Here is a 16,787-nt window from a genome sequence, read left to right as displayed (position 1 = left end):
ACCTCCGACACAGTCTCTCTCACCGGCGCCCTCTTTAGCAGTCCGTTGCAGGTCAGAGAGCTATGCAGGGTGATCGACGCAATCACTCCGGAGCCGTGTCCGCAAGTCCGCAACTACCAGAGCCCATGTCGGCAGGGGGGAGAGACTCAGTATCGGGCACTGGTCAGGGTGAGCCCGCGATAGACAACGCAATCTCACTGTGAGACCTACGTTGCACCGCTAGCCTCGCCCCATGAGCCGTGAGTACAGAATTGGGCACACCTTTCCTTTTATTTGTCCGCATTGCGAGAAGCCAGCTCTGGCCACAATCACCGGTGAGGCTGCCGGCGGTGGCGAGGAGGAGCCGCCGTATCTGCTTGAGCTAGCCCGATGCGGCACGTGCAACGAACCATTCCTCACCGTCGAAGAGGACTACGGGCAAGGCTGGGATGGACCGGGCGTGCTCTGGCCCGAGCAACTGCGCCCCTTGAGTATCCACGTTCCCGAGTCTCTGCGGCGAGAGCATGAGGAAGCGCGCCAGTGCTTCAAGGCCAAGGCATACACAGCCACAGCTGTCATGGTCCGCCGCACGCTTGAGGGTGTGTGCAGTGATCAAGGCGTGTCAGGATCGAACGGGTGATCGAAACGTCTCGTGCAGATGCTCGAACAGCTCAAGAATGACGGAAAGATCGATGGACGCCTCTTCGAGTGGGCTCAAGAACTTCGAGTCCTCGGCAACGAGGGAGCGCACTTCACCGGTACAGGAGTAAGTCGCGAGGATGCTGCTGATGGTCTAGCCCTCGCAGAGGCACCTCTGGACTACCTCTATGTCCTCGCCGCGCAGTTCGAGGCCTTCAAGGCGCGACGAGCCAAAGCCAAGGGGGCCGGCCAAAGCGGCTCTCAGAACTAGCTCTCCGGCAGCCGCCCTTGCATGCCTCGCGGCTCGCTTCTGGACGATGGCATGGCAGCGTGCCTGAGGCTGGTGGGGGCGCAGCGAGGCATACGCGTGCGTGGTCGGTCGGCGCGTCCGCCGTCGTGGCTGATTGTCGTCGGGTGAGGTTCGTGCCACAACCGTGCCAGATCCAGGGGTCAGCCACGGGCAACAGCGGTGGTGTGCGGTCGAGTTGCCAGGCGCCCCATCGGGTATCGAAAGCGCAGGTCACTAGCAGGACGCCCCACCCTCTCTCCTAAAGCGGTGCTACACGCCGCTCCAGCCCGCCGCATTGGAGTGGGAGTCGTAGCAGTACCGCGTTCGGCGGTCCCACTCCTCACCCGTGATGTGTTCATACGCCCGGTCTGGGACGTAGAGGAAGCCTTCCGCCCAGTCGTTGCCAGCCGCGTAGCGCGCAAACAGCGCAGGATCCGCGAGGGCGCTGTCGAACTCGGTACGGCCGGCGGCCACCACACCGGCGCGGGCGTAGAGGAAGCCGTCACCCGACATCCCGAGCCCGAACTCCTTGCGATCCAGTCGGTAGAGCGCCCACGACAACTGCTCTGCGAATCCCGTGACCCGGAAGAGCGGGCCGGATGCCAGCCGAGCGATCAGCGTGACGGCGAGTCGCCGAGCGTCAGGATCAGGCCCAGTGGGTCTGCACTCCTCGATCAGCTGCCAAAAGGCGTCCTCATCCATGCTGGCCATCATGCCGTGCCCATGCGCGCTCCTATCCGGCCGGGACCATGCCCGTTGCGTGCCCGTTGCGGCGGGACGCAACGGGGACTCACGGGGAACAGCGGCGCCGACCACACTCCGGCCCAGGTCGTGGACTACGTAGGTCAGCCGCGATCCGCATACGGCGTCTTCCAAACTGGGGCTCTAACGGTCGCCTGTCGGCATCCTCGCCGCGGTTCCGGTACGGCGAGCCCCACCGCCGCGCGAGCGGCCTGACACGGCCGCCACAGTCGCCGAGAGTACCGGCCGACACTCGCGCGCAGCCAGCACGTGTTTCACCTGTCGGGCGCCCCTCAACCATCGCCCTCTCGGGTGGATCAGCACGGTCAAGCGGGAGCGAGCGACCCCGGTGGGGACCTATGGCCTCGCGGGCGAGGTCTGCGGTCCGCCGTGAGGAGGTCGACAGACCGGTGTCTTACGAGGGGCGAGGATGGGAGCTTCGGTGAGCAAGGTTCCTGTGAGCAAGTTGCCGCTGGTCGGTGCGATGTTCTGGGCGACCAAGATCGTGGCTACCACGCTGGGCGAGTCGGCATCGAACTTCGTCACGATGGCGCCATTGAATCTCGGCTACTCCGTCGGCGCGATCATCTTTCTGGTGGCCTTCGTGCTCACGCTGGTGATGCAGCTGAAGGCCGACCGCTTCCACCCGGTGGTGTTCTGGTCGGTCATTCTAACGACCAGCATCGTGGGCACCTCGATGTCCGACTACATGAACCGCACCGCCGGGCTCGGCTACGCCGGCGGCTCGATTCTGCTGACCAGCCTGCTGGTGATCGTGCTGGTCGGGTGGCGGATGACTGGACAGACCATGGATGTGGAACGGATCGTCACCACGAAGGGTGAGATCTTGTATTGGACCGCCACACTGGTGTCCAACACGCTGGGCACCTCCAGCGGTGACTTCCTTTCCGGCGGTCTGGGCCTCGGCTTCCGCGACAGTTCTCTGCTGCTGTCCGGGGCCATGCTCGTGATCCTCGCCGCGCACTATCTGACCCCGATCTCGGGGACGGTGCTGTTCTGGGCGGCCTACGTGTTAACGCGCCCCCTGGGAGCGGTGGCGGAGAACGCGGTGGAAAAGCCCGTCGCGCAGGGCGGACTCGGAGTAGGAACCACGATCACCTCATCCTCTCTGCTCGCCGTGCTGGCAATCCTGGTGGGCTGGCAGATGCTCACCGACCGCCAACAAACCCACACGGTGGATACCGTCCTCGCATCCGATAGCCACTATCACTAGCCCGCTGGTCAATCAACAGAAACTTCTGCGGATGACTACGCGGGCAAACCCGCCGACACGACACGCGCACCAGAAGGAAGGCGACCGGGCCGATCATTCTGAGCTGACTGAGTGGGGGCTGAGGCTGTCAACAGGAGGACTTCAGTGGAGGCGTTGTTCCTCGCCGTCGGGGCCATGTGGCCCAAAGCCCCATCCGAGCCGGCTGCGGTGCAGTACAGCAACCACCGCAACACCACAGGTGGCCGCCAACGGCTGTCCATGACCGCGCGACCAGTGCCCTGGACCGGAATGACCTTTCAGCCGAGAGTTCGGGACGAAGGGGTCGTGCCAGACGCGTGCCAGGTTGTACGGGGAACCACGGGGAACACCGGGGAATCGAGCGGCGGCCCACCAGGGGCATCAGCGCGCCCTTGGCCGCAGGTCAGCAGGGCAACCGGGGCCAGGAGACACGAGCTTCCCAAGCTGATGGCTCAGGCAGCGTCGTGGCGGGCCAGCCGTCGTGGCTTGCTCTGGTCGACGGCAATGGCAACGTGGTTGAGTTCGGCGGGGGTACAGCGAGACATACGCGTGCGCGATCGAGACGCGCACCCGCCATCGTGGCCGACTGTCGTCGGCTGAGATCCAAGACGGGTCGCATCGAAGGTGCCGGCGTCAGCCGAGCGCGCCGAAGCTGGGCCGTCTCTGGGCCGTCCGAGGTCGCTCGACAGTGGCCAATGACGACCAACGACGACCACTAGGCGCACGAGCCCACCGCGTCTGAACAGCGAAAACGCAGCTCACCAAGATCCCCGGCAAGACCCAGGGCAAGAAGACGGAAGTGGTACCGAAGAAGCCCCTCACCTGCGGTTTCACGGTAAGGAAGGGCTTTTCAGCGGGCTCGTGCTTGCGGGCAGGCCGTGGCACATCCAGCACTTGACGGCACGCATGCACGGGCGGGCCGCACGCTGTTCTGCGCGCGGCCCACCCGCGCCGGAGTTACGGGGTGCCGAGGGTCAACGGACCGGCAGGACCTGGGTGTGGTCCTTCTGGACGGCCTGCAGGTTGTTGGGGTTCAGGCCCAGGAGGGACAGGATCGTCGGCGCGATCTGGGTGGTCTCGACCTGACCGGACTTTGTGACACCCGCGGGGGTGCCAGCGCCGGAGATGATGAGCGGGACGTTCAAGTCATCGGCGTGGGCGCCGCCGTGCTCGGCAATCTTCTTCTGGCCACCGGTGTAGACGACGCCGTACTTGGCGATGCCGAACAGGTCCGGCACCCGCGCGTCACCGGGCTTGACGCCGAAGTACGCGGCGGCTTCCTTGCCCGCGTAGACCTTGCTGAGGCCACTGGTGGTGAACGCCTTGGCATTGCCGTTGATGTCGTTGCCCTGGCCGCTCTGGGCGAGCAGGTACCGCTTGGCGAATGACGTGGCCTCGGCGGAGCGATCGTTCAGCCACAGCAGCATGCCGTCGTCGTCCACAGAGTGCGCGACAAGGTCACCGGCGCCCGGGTGCTTCTTCTTCCAGGCTGCGTTGAGACCGTCGAGCAGCGGGCCGTCGTCGATCCGGGTCAGGGCACTGGGGTCGGTCGGCGACTGGCCGTGCTTGGCGGACAGGACGATGTCCGTGCTGGAGGCCAGGCCCTTGGCCCGGATTTCCTTGACCATCGCGCCGACTTCGGTGTTGACGAAGTCGAGGTTCTTCTGCAACAGCGGGCCGGGGACGCCCTTGGTCGCGTAGCCGCCCTTGAGGCCCTCGGAGGTGGGGAGCTTCTGGGCGGTGGAGACCGACTGGAAGTTCATGCCGAAGATCGCCGGGGTGCCGACCTTGTGGCTGCGGGAGTGGTCGTAGCCGTCGATCTCGTTGAGGACGGCCTGGACCTTGTAATTGTCGTACTGCTCGGTGGCCTTGTTGTCGGTGGTCCAGTCGTTACCGGCCGGGTAGCCGTTGGCGTCGCTGTTGATCTCCGGGGAGAAATGGTCCTGGATGCCCGTGCCGGACGGGCCATTGAGGATGTCGTACGCGATGTGCTTGTCCGACCACGCGGTACGCAGACCGGCGTCGCGAGCCACGTTGAAGACCGTGTTCACCTGCAGGTACGAGTGCGGGTAGACCGGCTTGCAGGTCGTGGGGTCGACCGGCAGCTTGCTCGGGTCGAGCAGGCTCTGCGGCCGGCCGGTCATCTGCAGGATGCTGCCGGGCAGGTTCTTGAGGCCCTGGCCGGCGTCGAGGGAAGCCTTGTTCTTGTCCAGGTCCTCGGTGAGGTCCACCTCAACACCGGGCTTGGCAGTCTTGCAGTTGGTGGTACCGGCCGGGAGCAGCGCGTGGTTGTACGTGTCGTCGTAGTAGACGCCGGTGGTGCCCGGGCCGCCGCCGGTGACCTGGGCGGTCATACCGGGGAAGGAGTCCGAGGGGGTGGTGGTGTGGGCGTTGCTGTAGTGCACGCCGCCGTTCACCAGCCGGGCCAGCGGGGAGCCGGGGTGGCGGGCGATGTACCAGGCCAGATCCGACTGGTGCAGACCGTCGACGGACAGAAGGAGGACGTGCTTGGCGGCTGCAGGCTTCTGCGGCGCGGCGGAGGCGCCGGTGAGCTCCGACGCCGCGGCGAGTGAGCCTCCGGCGAGGGTCGTGGCGACACCGAGGGCGGCGGCCAGTCGTATGGATCGGCGGGTCACAACTAACTCCAGTTGCTATTGATGACGCGGGCAGCGACGCGGAATATGGGTAATCGACAGTTCTGTCGCGGCAACAGCCGGAATCTGAACATTTGATAAACCCGCCGTGTTTACCCCTCCACGTAAGACCGTGGGCCCGCGGCGCCGAGCGACGGAAGTGAAGCAGGCACTGGCCTGGACCAGCCTGCACGAGGTCTCGGGCGAGGACGTTGAGAAGACGTTGAAAAGACGTTGAGCAGGGCGGGCAGCGGCCCTGTCAGCACAGGCGCAACGGGGCCGTCGGCAGGCTCGGGCGGGGAAGAGGGGCCGCATGCCCGGGGCGCGCGGCGTCGCCGCCCGTCGGCTGGTGAGCGAGGCTCATGGTAGGGGTCGCGTCCGGTACTGACTACGCGCGATCCCCCGATGCGGTGCCCTCCAAGACCGCGTGAGGGGCACCGCTGCGAAGGGCTGCTACAGCGGCAAGGAACGCCTCGTCGTCACCGGCCGGTTGCTGTTGAACCTGTTCCCGCTTCACGTCGTCACCCGCTTCGGGATCCTGCTGTACAGCAACGAGATACAGCAGCCCCAGCACCGCACCCGCCCAGTTACGTCCCTCGGAAGCTCCCAGGCGACCGGTATGACCGCCACCGACCGATCCATATAGAGCTACGGATCAGAAGCTGACCGTGCCCCAACCTGACCGATACAGCGCGGCCGGAACGGCTGGTGCTGCAGCTGTCCGGCCACATGCGAATGTGCCACCAACGACGTGCCACACTGTCCACATGCCTCGACGGATCATGTTCGTACAGCTGAAGACGGGATACGACACCGACCGTGGGCCGTCGTAATGCGGTGTCCACCGTGTCCTTGTGGGCCGCGCCGCTGCCCGGCCCGCGCCCGCCGCGATGCTCAGGCACAAGCGCCCTCCCGGGCCGTCCTCGGGCCGTGGAAGGGCGCTCAGCGATGACCAACGCCGACAACTGTCGACAGCTCAGCACAGGTCAGGACGTTAATCGCTTGTGGTGGACAGCCGTCTCAGGCGTGCCGGCCCCGTTGCGCGCGGTGTATGACCGTGTCGGCGTCGCGACGGCGTTCCGCGATGCGCCGGCTCTGCGGAGGGAGGTCGTCGGCACGGTAGCCGACAGTGATCCCACCGATCGGGGCGTACACGCGTAGCTCCCCTCGGGGGAGCGGAGCTACGCGTGACCGGGTTAGTGCCGCGCAGCGGCCTTGCGGCGTTGGACGGTGAATAGCGCGCCACCGCCGATGACGATCAGGGCACCCGCGATTCCTGCGATCATTCCGCTGTCGCTGCCGCCGCCGGTCTTGGCGAGCGATGTGCCTTGTGTGGACGCCGAGGCGGCCGGGGCAGGGGCGCTGTCGGCGGCGGTCGTGCTGGACGTGGGGGCAGGCGCCGCGCTGCTGGTCGGCGTGTTGGATGGCATCGGAGTCTTCGACGGCGCCGACGACGCGACGGTGCACGGCTTGTCAGCGGACGTGGGATACGGGGTGATGGGTTCGTCCCTGATTGATCCGGCTGTCACGCGGACGTCCCATTGGGCCCCCGGCTTCCAGTCCACGTAGAAGGTGTGGCTGACTCCGGCCGCGGTGGGGTGGGGGAAGTCCCACTGGTCGAGCACCGGGCCGGGCAGGCTGGACGCCATGTGCGGGCCGATGGTGATGTGGGCAGGCGTGCCCGAGCTGTCTTTGTCGGTGACCGTGATCGCGGCCTTGGCGACACCGGAGCTGGTGTCACAACTGGCCACCGGCGTCACCGAGAAGTCGCTTATGTCACTGGCGAAGGCGGCACCACTGAACAGCAGAGCGGCGCCCGCTCCGGTTGCGGTGGCGGCGAACAGGCCGCGCTTGGATATCACACTTCCTCCGACGGGCGGGATGAGGACAGCTACGCGCGGGGAGGCCTTAGGCACTCGCGACAGCCGCGCTTTTTGGGGACGTGAGGACGGAGCAGGACCGTGCAGACCGGGCGGCTGGGAGGCCCGCCGGAACAGTGGCGGAGGCGATGGCGTGACCGTGGCGATTGCCGCCTGGGCACCGGACAGCTTCACTACGACCTCGTGGGGTCAGGACAAGAATGAGAGATGAGTGCAGATGCCGTCGCGGTTGTACCCGATGCGGCAGGACGCAGATGTTATTCGCCCCCGGCGGATTTGTGGGTGGCCCTGCGGCGGGCGTGGCCCGGAGCCGTGGGCCGTCAACGGGACAGACCCAACCACAGCCGGACAGTTGTGCTTGCCACACGACAAACCTGTGTGATCATACTCACGATTTGGCGTCGGGGCAGTCAGGCCGGGTCGAACCGAGTCACCCTCGACATCAGCCCGCTCGGGCCAAATCGCGTGCGCATGCAGCCGCTTGACCGCTAGAGCTGCTCGGCGACATCGACCTACCGGAAGAGCCCGCCGGTTTCTGTGTGCACCAAGTCGCGTCAGGAACGTGGCGTGGCCGGCAGCGTGCGCTCCCCGTGGGCGGCGCAAGGTTCAAGTTTGTCGGCGACGGCTTTTTCAGCCGTCGCCGACACAAGTTCAGGTCCCCGTGATTGGCGCTCGCCTGCCAGGCAGGCCCTTCAGCATCTCCGCTCAACTCGCTACGGGTTTACTGCCGTTCGCTCATCCTTCGAAAGATCACCATAGGAGGGCACATGCCTCCACCTGGAAGCGGGCCGCACCGTGTCCGTTAGCTGTTGGCAGTCATCCGCCGCACCAGATTGCACGGGAACGGCGGGGAATCACGGTGAAAGCAGCCGAGCCCGACAAGGCCGCACCCAGGCCGTTCCCCAGGTCAGCGCCCGAACCGCCCTCAAATGACCGCAGCTTCCGGAGCAGGGCTCCGGCACTTTGCTGTGTCGCTACGCCGACGTAGGGCCTGTCCGGCCCAACCAGAGCCGCCTCAGGACGGTGCACAGCGCGACCAGGTCTGCGGCAGCGAGGGCTGTTACGTCGGCCCAGCTGTAGGGCAGGGTCCAGGCGACCGGAAGGGCCATCAGCAGAGCGACTCCTTGAAGGACGGTGGCAATCTCAGCCAGATCCTTCACCGCCGCGCCCTTCCATGTGCGGAATGCCGCAATCCCCCAGAGCAGAGGAAACAGCAGACAGGAGATTGCTGCGACGCCGAAAAACGGCAAGACGATCACATTCCCCATGTTTCCCCCGCCAGGTGAGTCATCGCCGGGGTCGACCACCGGGTGCTGCACGTACCATTTCGCAACGAGTGCCGCCTGCAGGAACACGGCAGGGAACACGGTTGCGGCCAAAGCCGCCGCGCCGTACCAGCGCCAGGATCGGGTCGCCGCCCCGCCAGTGGCTGCCACCGCTACTCCTTATTCCGTTCAACCTGCCCTCGGACAACGTAGCGGCCACCGTAACGACGGATCGAGGCCTCAGCCAGCCTTCAGCACTCGACCGCAAGCACGTCGCGATCCGGCGAGCGGGGGCCATTGCTGTACAGCAGCGGAGTACAGCGACGTCCACGATCGCAGCCAACCGTCAATGCCCCACAACGGCCGACTGACCAGCCCAAAAGACCGCAATGACTACTCAGCCGAGAGTTCGGGACGAAGAGGTCGTGCCAGACGCGTGCCAGGTTGTACGGGGAACCAGGGGGAACAGCGGGGAATCAACGGACCCGGCCACCAGGTGTCGACACCCTTCCGCCGCAGGTCAACCCTGTAGCAGGGCCCTAGAGCACCTTAGCTTCCCAAGCTCACGGCTCGTCTACACGACCGTTCAGATGGAAGAGAATCCACTCAAGCCAGTCCGCCGTGACTCCCAGAGACGAGGCCCAGCCATGCATGGACCTGACGTAGGCGGCGTATCGGGTGGGCCAGTGGCGTGTGCCGGCCGCCTTCCAACTGGTCCATCCGAGGGCGTTGAGCGAACGAAAGACCCGGTCGTCGAGGATCAAGGCCCGGTCGCTTGGGGCGTCGCGGTCGTCCACGGTCGCGAACCACTTGGTGAAGAAGGACCGCCCCACCCCCTTGAGGGCGAATTGCCGGTAGGCCTCGCTTAGGTCGCCGTCTCGGACCGCTTCGCGGGTGGTCCGGAGGACAGTGGGCATGCGCGCGTCGGACAGAGCCGCTTCCGTGTACCGCGGCCCACGTCCGTTCGTGGTGCCCGAGCCCCAGATCATGACGGCCACGAACAGGTCACGCAGACTGTCGGGATCATCCTCACCAACGCGGTCACGGAGATGGGCCAGGTCGCCCCGGCTGATGAGTCGGTCACCGCTCGACCCGCTCACACATCCAACGCCGATATCGAGTACGTGCGCCGCTCCGTGCGGCTCCAACCACGAGCGCCACGTTTCTGGACGGAAGCGCACGGGCTTCTGTTCGCAATCGCCGTAGCGGACAACAAGCTTCCGGAGCTGCTCCATCATGCTCCCCCCTGGCCATGACGGCGGCGTGCCGTGAGCCACAGCGTATGGGAGTAGATGCCAAGAGGACACGCCTATCTGCGAGACGGACGGAGCAGCCCATTACCAGCACGGTCAGAACCGACAGCGCGAACGCCCAAACGGTGGTTGCCGCGTCGAAGGGGTGGAACACCATGGCGAGCATGCATGGAGGGATGCCCGGCCTGCGGTACGGCATCCCCGCACCACAAGCGCACCAGATCGAGCGGGGAACAGCGGGGAATCACGGGGAAAGCAGTCGAGCCCGACGAGGCCGCGCCCCGCCCGTTCGCCCAGGTCAGCGCCCGAACCGGCCGCGAATGCTCGCAGCTTCCCAAGCTGAGAGCCCAATCACTCAGTACGGCTGCGGAGCTCCCGCTCTTCCAACGCCGCCCGCGATTGCTGACCAACCTGCCGGTCCGTCGCTGGTCCGTGAGTCCTGATCAATAGCGGCACAGGACGAGACACGGTGAGACAGGCATCATTGAGGCGGGACGCCGTATTCCCTCTGGCATCCCGTCTCACCTGCGGTTTGTCTGAGCTGGGGAGTCTGCGCGATGCGCGCCTCTGAGGGCCGTTCCAGGGCACTTCGGCTTTCAAGACTTCTGCTACTCAACGCACCCTTGAGGCTCCGCCGACCAAATAACTAGGAGACACGTATCCGACTGTCGCCGAGGACGTCCGCAGCCGCTACGCGGAGGCCTTTCACCGCCTGGTACAGCAGGTGTTCCCGCTCAGCGGCGAGGGCGGTGTCCGCGGCCTTGCGGGATGCGTCACCCGCATGGGCATCACGCACCATTCGCCGCATGACCTCGGCCAGGTCGTCGGCCGCATGCACGGCACGATAGAGCGCCTCCACCACTGACTGCGGACCTTCGAGGATGACAAACTCGGCAGCTCGGTGAACACCGCGGACCTGGGCGTAGAAACGCTCCATCTTCTCGTCAACTTCCTGCAGGTCCGGTCGGTCCCCCCGCAGCGCGTCGCGCACTGCATCCAGGGCGACATCGCGGTCGTACACCGCGGCCAGGTAGTTCGCGTAGGCGTCCCGGCGGTGCTGCCGGCGCCCCTGAGCGAACTGCGAGCGCGCCGCCGCACGCCCGGTGACCATCGCGGAGCCGAGCGTGGCGAGTGAGCCCACGGCGGCGCCGAGCAGTGCAGCCAATCCAGCGTCCATGGCCCCATTCTGCCGATGCCCAGGCCTTAGATGGCAGGCAACCCCGGCGGCTGTCGTATCTGGCTGACATCCAGGGATGACATCAACGACGCGGGACGCCAGCACACTTGCATGCCCCTGGGTGGACTACGCCACCGCAGAGCTCTGCGGCCGGAGCAAACGCGGATCGAACTCCTAAAGCAGGTGTGCCCCTAAAGCATGTAACGGCACGGCGGGTTTGGTCCTCGGCCTCTAATGCGTCGGGCTTGGGCTGGGCGGTGCGCCGGTAGCGGCGCCGCCCTTCGAGGGCCTTGGTGATGGGGGCGTCGTGCCAGCGGTTGGCGCCGTCGCAGGTGTCGTCCGGCTCGGGCCAGCGGCCCCGGCTGCGGTCGGCACGGGTCGTGGCGGCGGTGACGCCGATCCGGGCGGCGTCGAGCTCGCGGGCGGTGCAGAGGCGTTGCGGCTCGAGCTCGGGGCAGCCGCCGGATAAGAAGCGCCGAGTGTCCTAGAGACGGGCTGGGCATGAGATCCGGTTGCCGCAGCCGCGAGGTGGGACGCACCGAATGCCCTAGAGGGGGGCTGAGCGCCATGAGATCGGGTGGGTGGGAGGGCACCGGGCCCGCTCTTGGCAGTTGCCGTACCGGAGGGCGGGTGCGGGGGGGTTTCGGCGGGCGTCGCTGCTGCCCGGTCGTCGCTTCCGCTAGTGCTCGATGTGACGGCAAGAGTCGCGCCTAGGGCCACGGAGAGGGCCAGGGCCGTCCCCGCTGCCAGGCGACGGCTGCGGCGAGTGCCGCCGGGGAGGTTGCGTCGGGTGACTGCCGCCTCCTGGAAGCGTATGTGCTCTTCCGTTCCGGGGTGAGCGGCCAGCGGCGTCGGAAGGCGCGCCTCGGAGGGCGCCGAGAGCGGCAGGGGGTATGGATCAGGTCCGGCGTTCCGGGAGGCGAGGGCTTGCGCGCACTGCTCGGCGTCCGGGCGGGCCTCGGGGTCCTGGGCGGTCATGGCCCACAGCAGGGCCGCGAGGTCCGAGGGGAGCCAGGTGGGGACTTCGGGTGGGCGGTGTAGGCGGGCGACTGTCGCTTCCAGCGGCGTGCCCGGGTACTCCAGTTCGCCTTTCAAGCACTCCAGCAGGACCAGGCCGAGCGCGTAGACGTCGGCGGCCGGCCCGATCCGCCTGCCCTGAACCTGCTCCGGTGCCAGATAGGCGGCGGTGCCTATCAGCACGTCCGGTGCTGTATGGCGGGTGGCGTTGGCCAGGCGCGCGATGCCGAAATCAGCCAGGTGAGGAGCACCGGCCGCGTCGAGGAGGATGTTCGACGGTTTGATGTCTCGGTGCACGACGTCGGCGCGGTGGACATAGGCCAGCACCCGCGCAAGGGCGGCGCCCACATCTACCACACGCCGCTCTGACAGCGCTCCACACGCCAAAAGGCTGCGCAGCGTGGTGCCCTTGATCAGTTGCATGACCAGGTAGGTGCGGTCGTCGTGGCGGCCGGCGTCGTAGACGGTGACCAGTCCCGGGTGCTGCAGGCGGGCCAGGAGGACGGCCTCCGCGGTGAGACGGTCCTCCGTCTGCGGGTCCGGGCCGGGCCGGAACACCTTGACGGCCACGGGCCTCCGAAGGCGCGTGTCAACGCCCTCGTACACGTCGGCCATGCCTCCCGATCCGATTCTCGCGCCCAACCGGTAGCGGCCGGAGAGGACTTCGGTGGGCTGCTCATTCGCTGGAACCGGCGCTGGCGTCGGCGGGGCTGCTGATTGGCGGGCCTTCATCTGGTTCTCCGTTGCTATCACCGCGTACCGGACTCGGCCATGGGCCATGCTGCGAGGCGGGTACCCTCAGCTGTGTCAGATATCCGAACCAAGTCGGCGCAGCGACGAAAACGGCCCCACTTTCCCCATGGCTGGCGCGTTGCGGCAGGCAGGCAAGTTGCCAGCCGGCCAACTGCCGTCGTCGCCGACCTCGTCCGTCAGCCGCTTCCCCGGCAGGTCACTGACCGGTAGCCGACAGCCGTGGTCGCAGGTCAGCAGGCGACCGGGGCCAGGAGACACGAGCTTCCCAAGTTGTGGGTCCTGATTCCGTCGTCACGGACCGGCCGTCGGAGGGCCGGATTGATCATTACTGGCCAGCCGACTGACCAGCCCAGTGGACCTCAATGGCCTCTCGGCCGAGTTCGGGACGAAGAGGGCGTGCCAAAGGCGTGCCAGATCCTGCGGGGAACCACGGGGTACCGCGGGCAACCATGAAACTGGCTCGCGAGACGCCGATAACCTTCCGCCGCAGGTCATTACCACAGCGAGCCCTGAATCACCTCAGCTTCCCAAGCTGAGAGCTCGGGTGCCGTCATCGTGAGCCGGCCCCACGGCTTGCCCTGGTCAACAGCGTTGGCAGCGTGGCGGAGGCCGGTGGGGGGCAGCAAGACATACGCGCGCCTGGTCGGTCGGCGCACCCGCCGTCATGGCTGACTATCGTCGGCTGAGGTTTATGCGGACCGTTCGAGGGTGGCCGCCGTCGACCAACGGATCAGACCCGGTGACCCACCGCGCGGGGGTAATCCCATACGAGCCACCGATCGGTTGAAACCCGTATAGAGTCCCCCTGCACTTGTCCGACTTCAAAAGGGGGGGTCCCTTTGCGTGCTCGTCTTGCCGCCTCAGCCATAGCTGTCGCCGTGGCCGGCGTCTTCTTCAGCGCACCGACGGCATCCGCGGCGACGTTGCCGTCCACCAACACCGCCCACCACTGCGTTCACCACACCACGGGCGTGTGTGGGTGGACACACCACCAAAAGCCCAAGGACAAGTACGAGACCGCGAAGTGCGTGGATGCCACGCTGTCCTACTCGCGGCACTCGCAGGGCACTTGCTCCCACCACCATGGCGTCCGCTACTGGTTCAAGTAGGCCGCTGAGCAAGCGCCGTACTGGGCGGGGCATGAAGTGCGGGTGCGTGTCTAACCGCGTGACAACGCCGACAGACAGCGGCGGACGAGCGCGGACGCCTGTGGACAATTGCAGCAGGTGAGAGGCACACCAGCCCAAGGTCCGGCACCTGCCCAAGTTGCTTCGAGACGAAGAGGTCGTGGGTTCAAATCCCGCCACCCTCACAGGTGAAGCCCCAGGTCAGGGCGGTTCTCCTTCTCAGGAGATCGGGCCTGATGCGTTCTTGGAAGGCGCCTGGGGACGAGCGGGAAGTGGATCATGGAAATCTCGCCTCTCCCTTTATTTAGGTCAGAGTCTGACCTCTACGGCCTCTAGCGTCGTCCTTGCCCGGCGGAACACAAACCATGGAAGGCAGCGACCATGAGCGAGACCCTGACTGTCAACGCACTGGCCACCCACGACCCGGCCGATGCGCCGACCGCCACCGGCGAGCGCGCCGACTTGCTGGAGGTGCTGGCCAAGCATCGGCACTTCCTGCGTTTCACCACCCGCGACCTCACCGACGAGCAGGCTGGGCGTCAGACCACCGCCAGCCAGCTATGCCTGGGCGGCCTGATCAAGCATGTCACTGCGGTCGAGCGGACCTGGGCGCAGTTCATCCTTGACGGCCCGTCGGCGATGGACGACTTCACCGCCATGACCGAGGCCGACTGGGCCCGGCGGGCCGACGAGTTCCGGATGCTGACCGGCGAGACGCTGACCGGCGTGCTCGCCGACTATGCCGAGGTAGCACGTCGGACCGACGAGCTGGTTGTCACCCTGCCCGACCTGGACGCCACACAACCGCTGCCGAAGGCCCCGTGGTTCGAGTCGGGTGCGCGATGGTCGGTCCGCCGGGTGCTGATGCACATCATTGCCGAGACCGCCCAGCACGCCGGCCACGCCGACATCATCCGCGAGTCCCTGGACGGCGCCAAGAGTATGGGTTAGCCAGCGGCGCGGTAGGACGTATCGCCCTCGCACGGTTTCGGTCGGGGGCCGATACGCCCTGTGACCCCGCAAACGCCTTGCCCGTGATCCGCGGGTCAAGGGCGTCGGGCGCGGCAGCTGACATCTACGCCTGACATCAACGGGCGCGAACGTCGGCGTATCAGTGAAGTTGAGGGCGTACTCACTAACGTCGTTACGAAGCCACTCAGGCCGAGAAGAGCCGCCGGATCGAACTCCTAAAGCGAGTGTCACAGAGGCCTGGGCGCCCGAGGCGGGCGCACAGCTCCCCGGACCTAAAGAGGCCAGGCTGCAAGGTGGGACGTCCGCCCCTTGACCGTGGTCACCTCACAAGAAGATGATCCTCCCGCCGATCAAGGGAGCTGTCATGTTGCGGTTCATGGACCTCTCCGTACTCGTGATGGGGTGCGCACTACTGCTCGTGGGACTCGGCAGTAGGCGGATGCAATGGACCAAGGGCCGGAAGGGAGCGAATCCCGACCACGGTATGCGCTTCTTCCGGGCATGGCTCCCCCTCCTGATGGGGGTGGGGGTGATCGGCGCTGAGATGCCGAGACTGTTGGTCGCGCCTCACCCCGTCGTCCTGATCGTGGACACTCTCAACTTGGTGCTGGCCGTCACGGTGCTGGTCTTGGTCCTCCGGGCGATTGGACGGCGGCAGCGGCCGGCGAACCTGGACTGACCGCGGACGCGGCGTGCCCGGTGCGTGCCAGATCGTGCGGGGATGCACGGGGAATGGCGGGGAACCAGCCTGGGCTCCATCAGGAGCCCAGGCCACTCCACAGCAGGTCAGTAGTGCGCCCACCCCTGAAGCACCTGAGCTTCCCAAGCTGAGCGCGCCCGCCGCCTGGCCACGGGCTCCGAGGAGTCAGAGAAGGTCCCGCCAGAAGGGCACCGTCGCCCGGGGGTTCCAGGTCTCGTCGACCTCGCCCCGCGCCTCGTCGAACTCCTGGTGCATGTAGTCGGCAAGGTCCAGCCCGTAATAGATGATGTCGGTCTGCCACATCGAGAGCACCGGATGACCGAAGCTTCCCCGGCCGGCGGGCAGGTACCTGTGGGCATACACGGGCACCAGCACTGGCGCCTCCGCCAGATGACGCTGCGCAATATCCAGTGCCGCCGTCCCGTCGGCCGGACGCTCACCCCAGCCCTCGTACCAGAACCGGTTGTGCTCAACGTCGAGCAGAACACCCTCGACCGGCCAGTCGAGTTGTCGACGCAAGCTGTCCGGATCGCCGCCGCGCCACTCGGGCCAGGGCCTGGACCAGGTCTGCCCCTCCTCGGGAGGGACGTTGACCGGGAGGCCAGCCGCGAGGAACGCTCGGTGATCGTCCGCGAACTCGAAGCCGTACTCGCGCTTGATACGCGTGAACTCGGCGTCCGTCAGACCGGGCTCGAACTCATAGAGGCCTGTCTGCGCGAGACGACGTGCGGCCGCCGTTCCCAGGCGTACTCCCTCACTGCTGATCACCGCCGCAGGCTAGCGCCCGCAGCAGTCGGCCGTCATCCGAGTTCCGCGCGGGCTTCGTCTCAGTAATCCGGGGGCCTGGCGGCTCCACCCCGTGGGCGTGAAAATCGGTGCGTGGCCGTCCGGCGGACGTCGAGGAAACTTGGTGCGATCCGAGCCTGTGTCTCAGTAGGACGCTGGGGGTCCATCGCCAGGCACCCGGATGTGTTGCTTCGAGCACGTGAATCAGTTTCTCCCGCCTGCCGGACCCTCGTCGGCCGGTCACGCGCCCGCGGCTGTCACGAGATGGGGGTGCCGGGGACAGCTTCCCCGGCCTGGGTATCCAGCTCGGCGCCCGGGTGCTGG

General features: G+C 66.6%; 15 protein-coding genes. 7 read left to right on the top strand and 8 right to left on the bottom strand.

Annotated features, from left to right (window positions below; translation table 11 throughout):
• Nucleotides 1-232 precede the first annotated feature (232 nt).
• Complete coding sequence (locus AAW14_RS32000) at nt 233-619, top strand: hypothetical protein (RefSeq protein WP_265567930.1); 387 nt, start codon at nt 233-235, stop codon at nt 617-619.
• Between the two features lie 12 nt (nt 620-631).
• A complete protein-coding gene (locus tag AAW14_RS31995) occupies nt 632-889 on the top strand; it encodes a DUF4145 domain-containing protein (protein ID WP_322741139.1) in 258 nt (85 codons plus the stop codon).
• A gap of 288 nt (nt 890-1,177) precedes the next feature.
• Here AAW14_RS31995 and AAW14_RS31990 read toward each other — a convergent pair whose 3' ends face one another.
• Nucleotides 1,178-1,609 carry a DUF4240 domain-containing protein gene (locus AAW14_RS31990; protein WP_265567929.1) on the bottom strand — a complete coding sequence of 144 codons (432 nt, stop codon included), beginning with the start codon at nt 1,607-1,609 and terminating at the stop codon, nt 1,178-1,180.
• A 481-nt stretch (nt 1,610-2,090) separates the two neighbouring features.
• On the opposite strand from AAW14_RS31990, the gene AAW14_RS31985 reads away from it, so the two are divergent.
• Nucleotides 2,091-2,882, top strand: a complete 792-nt coding sequence (locus tag AAW14_RS31985; RefSeq protein ID WP_265567928.1) for a hypothetical protein — start codon at nt 2,091-2,093, stop codon at nt 2,880-2,882.
• Between the two features lie 992 nt (nt 2,883-3,874).
• Here the strand turns inward: AAW14_RS31985 and AAW14_RS31980 are convergent.
• On the bottom strand, nt 3,875-5,536 hold the full coding sequence (locus tag AAW14_RS31980; protein WP_265567927.1) for an alkaline phosphatase family protein: 1,662 nt from the start codon (nt 5,534-5,536) through the stop codon (nt 3,875-3,877).
• 424 nt (nt 5,537-5,960) lie between these two features.
• On the opposite strand from AAW14_RS31980, the gene AAW14_RS31975 reads away from it, so the two are divergent.
• Nucleotides 5,961-6,179, top strand: coding sequence for a hypothetical protein (locus AAW14_RS31975; RefSeq protein WP_265567926.1), 219 nt, complete (start codon nt 5,961-5,963; stop codon nt 6,177-6,179).
• 550 nt (nt 6,180-6,729) lie between these two features.
• Here AAW14_RS31975 and AAW14_RS31970 read toward each other — a convergent pair.
• From AAW14_RS31970 to AAW14_RS31950, 5 genes are all read right to left on the bottom strand, one after another.
• The gene (locus AAW14_RS31970; protein WP_265567925.1) at nt 6,730-7,395 is read right to left on the bottom strand and encodes an LAETG motif-containing sortase-dependent surface protein; all 666 of its coding nucleotides are present in this window, start codon (nt 7,393-7,395) and stop codon (nt 6,730-6,732) included.
• A 992-nt stretch (nt 7,396-8,387) separates the two neighbouring features.
• The gene (locus AAW14_RS31965) at nt 8,388-8,849 is read right to left on the bottom strand and encodes a hypothetical protein (protein ID WP_265567924.1); all 462 of its coding nucleotides are present in this window, start codon (nt 8,847-8,849) and stop codon (nt 8,388-8,390) included.
• 392 nt (nt 8,850-9,241) lie between these two features.
• Nucleotides 9,242-9,916 (bottom strand): hypothetical protein, encoded by a 675-nt coding sequence (locus tag AAW14_RS31960; protein ID WP_265567923.1) that lies wholly within the window; start codon nt 9,914-9,916, stop codon nt 9,242-9,244.
• Between the two features lie 661 nt (nt 9,917-10,577).
• Nucleotides 10,578-11,108, bottom strand: coding sequence for a proline dehydrogenase (locus tag AAW14_RS31955; protein WP_265567922.1), 531 nt, complete (start codon nt 11,106-11,108; stop codon nt 10,578-10,580).
• A 231-nt stretch (nt 11,109-11,339) separates the two neighbouring features.
• Complete coding sequence (locus tag AAW14_RS31950; RefSeq protein WP_265567954.1) at nt 11,340-12,767, bottom strand: serine/threonine-protein kinase; 1,428 nt, start codon at nt 12,765-12,767, stop codon at nt 11,340-11,342.
• A gap of 950 nt (nt 12,768-13,717) precedes the next feature.
• On the opposite strand from AAW14_RS31950, the gene AAW14_RS31945 reads away from it, so the two are divergent.
• The 3 genes from AAW14_RS31945 (at nt 13,718) to AAW14_RS31935 (ending at nt 15,656) form a co-directional block, all read left to right on the top strand.
• Entirely contained in the window at nt 13,718-13,987 is a 270-nt protein-coding gene (locus AAW14_RS31945; protein WP_265567921.1) for a DUF3761 domain-containing protein, read from the top strand.
• A 399-nt stretch (nt 13,988-14,386) separates the two neighbouring features.
• Entirely contained in the window at nt 14,387-14,956 is a 570-nt protein-coding gene (locus AAW14_RS31940) for a DinB family protein (RefSeq protein ID WP_265567920.1), read from the top strand.
• 385 nt (nt 14,957-15,341) lie between these two features.
• Nucleotides 15,342-15,656 carry a hypothetical protein gene (locus AAW14_RS31935; protein ID WP_265567919.1) on the top strand — a complete coding sequence of 105 codons (315 nt, stop codon included), beginning with the start codon at nt 15,342-15,344 and terminating at the stop codon, nt 15,654-15,656.
• 186 nt (nt 15,657-15,842) lie between these two features.
• Here the strand turns inward: AAW14_RS31935 and AAW14_RS31930 are convergent, their stop codons facing one another.
• Nucleotides 15,843-16,445, bottom strand: a complete 603-nt coding sequence (locus tag AAW14_RS31930) for a hypothetical protein (RefSeq protein ID WP_265567918.1) — start codon at nt 16,443-16,445, stop codon at nt 15,843-15,845.
• Nucleotides 16,446-16,787: the final 342 nt, after the last annotated feature.

Origin of the sequence: Streptomyces hygroscopicus (genome assembly GCF_026168105.1) — a bacterium.
GTDB lineage: Bacteria > Actinomycetota > Actinomycetes > Streptomycetales > Streptomycetaceae > Streptomyces > Streptomyces hygroscopicus_D.
Note: the sequence above shows the minus strand (reverse complement) of the source record. Positions and strands in the feature narration are given on the sequence as shown.

Coding starts and splice junctions, on each gene's coding strand:
- AAW14_RS31935 (WP_265567919.1), top strand. CDS start 15,342: ATGTTGCGGTTCATGGACCTCTCCGTACTCGTGATGGGGTGCGCACTA.
- AAW14_RS31940 (WP_265567920.1), top strand. CDS start 14,387: ATGAGCGAGACCCTGACTGTCAACGCACTGGCCACCCACGACCCGGCC.
- AAW14_RS31960 (WP_265567923.1), bottom strand. CDS start 9,916: ATGATGGAGCAGCTCCGGAAGCTTGTTGTCCGCTACGGCGATTGCGAA.
- AAW14_RS31990 (WP_265567929.1), bottom strand. CDS start 1,609: ATGGATGAGGACGCCTTTTGGCAGCTGATCGAGGAGTGCAGACCCACT.
- AAW14_RS31955 (WP_265567922.1), bottom strand. CDS start 11,108: ATGGACGCTGGATTGGCTGCACTGCTCGGCGCCGCCGTGGGCTCACTC.
- AAW14_RS32000 (WP_265567930.1), top strand. CDS start 233: ATGAGCCGTGAGTACAGAATTGGGCACACCTTTCCTTTTATTTGTCCG.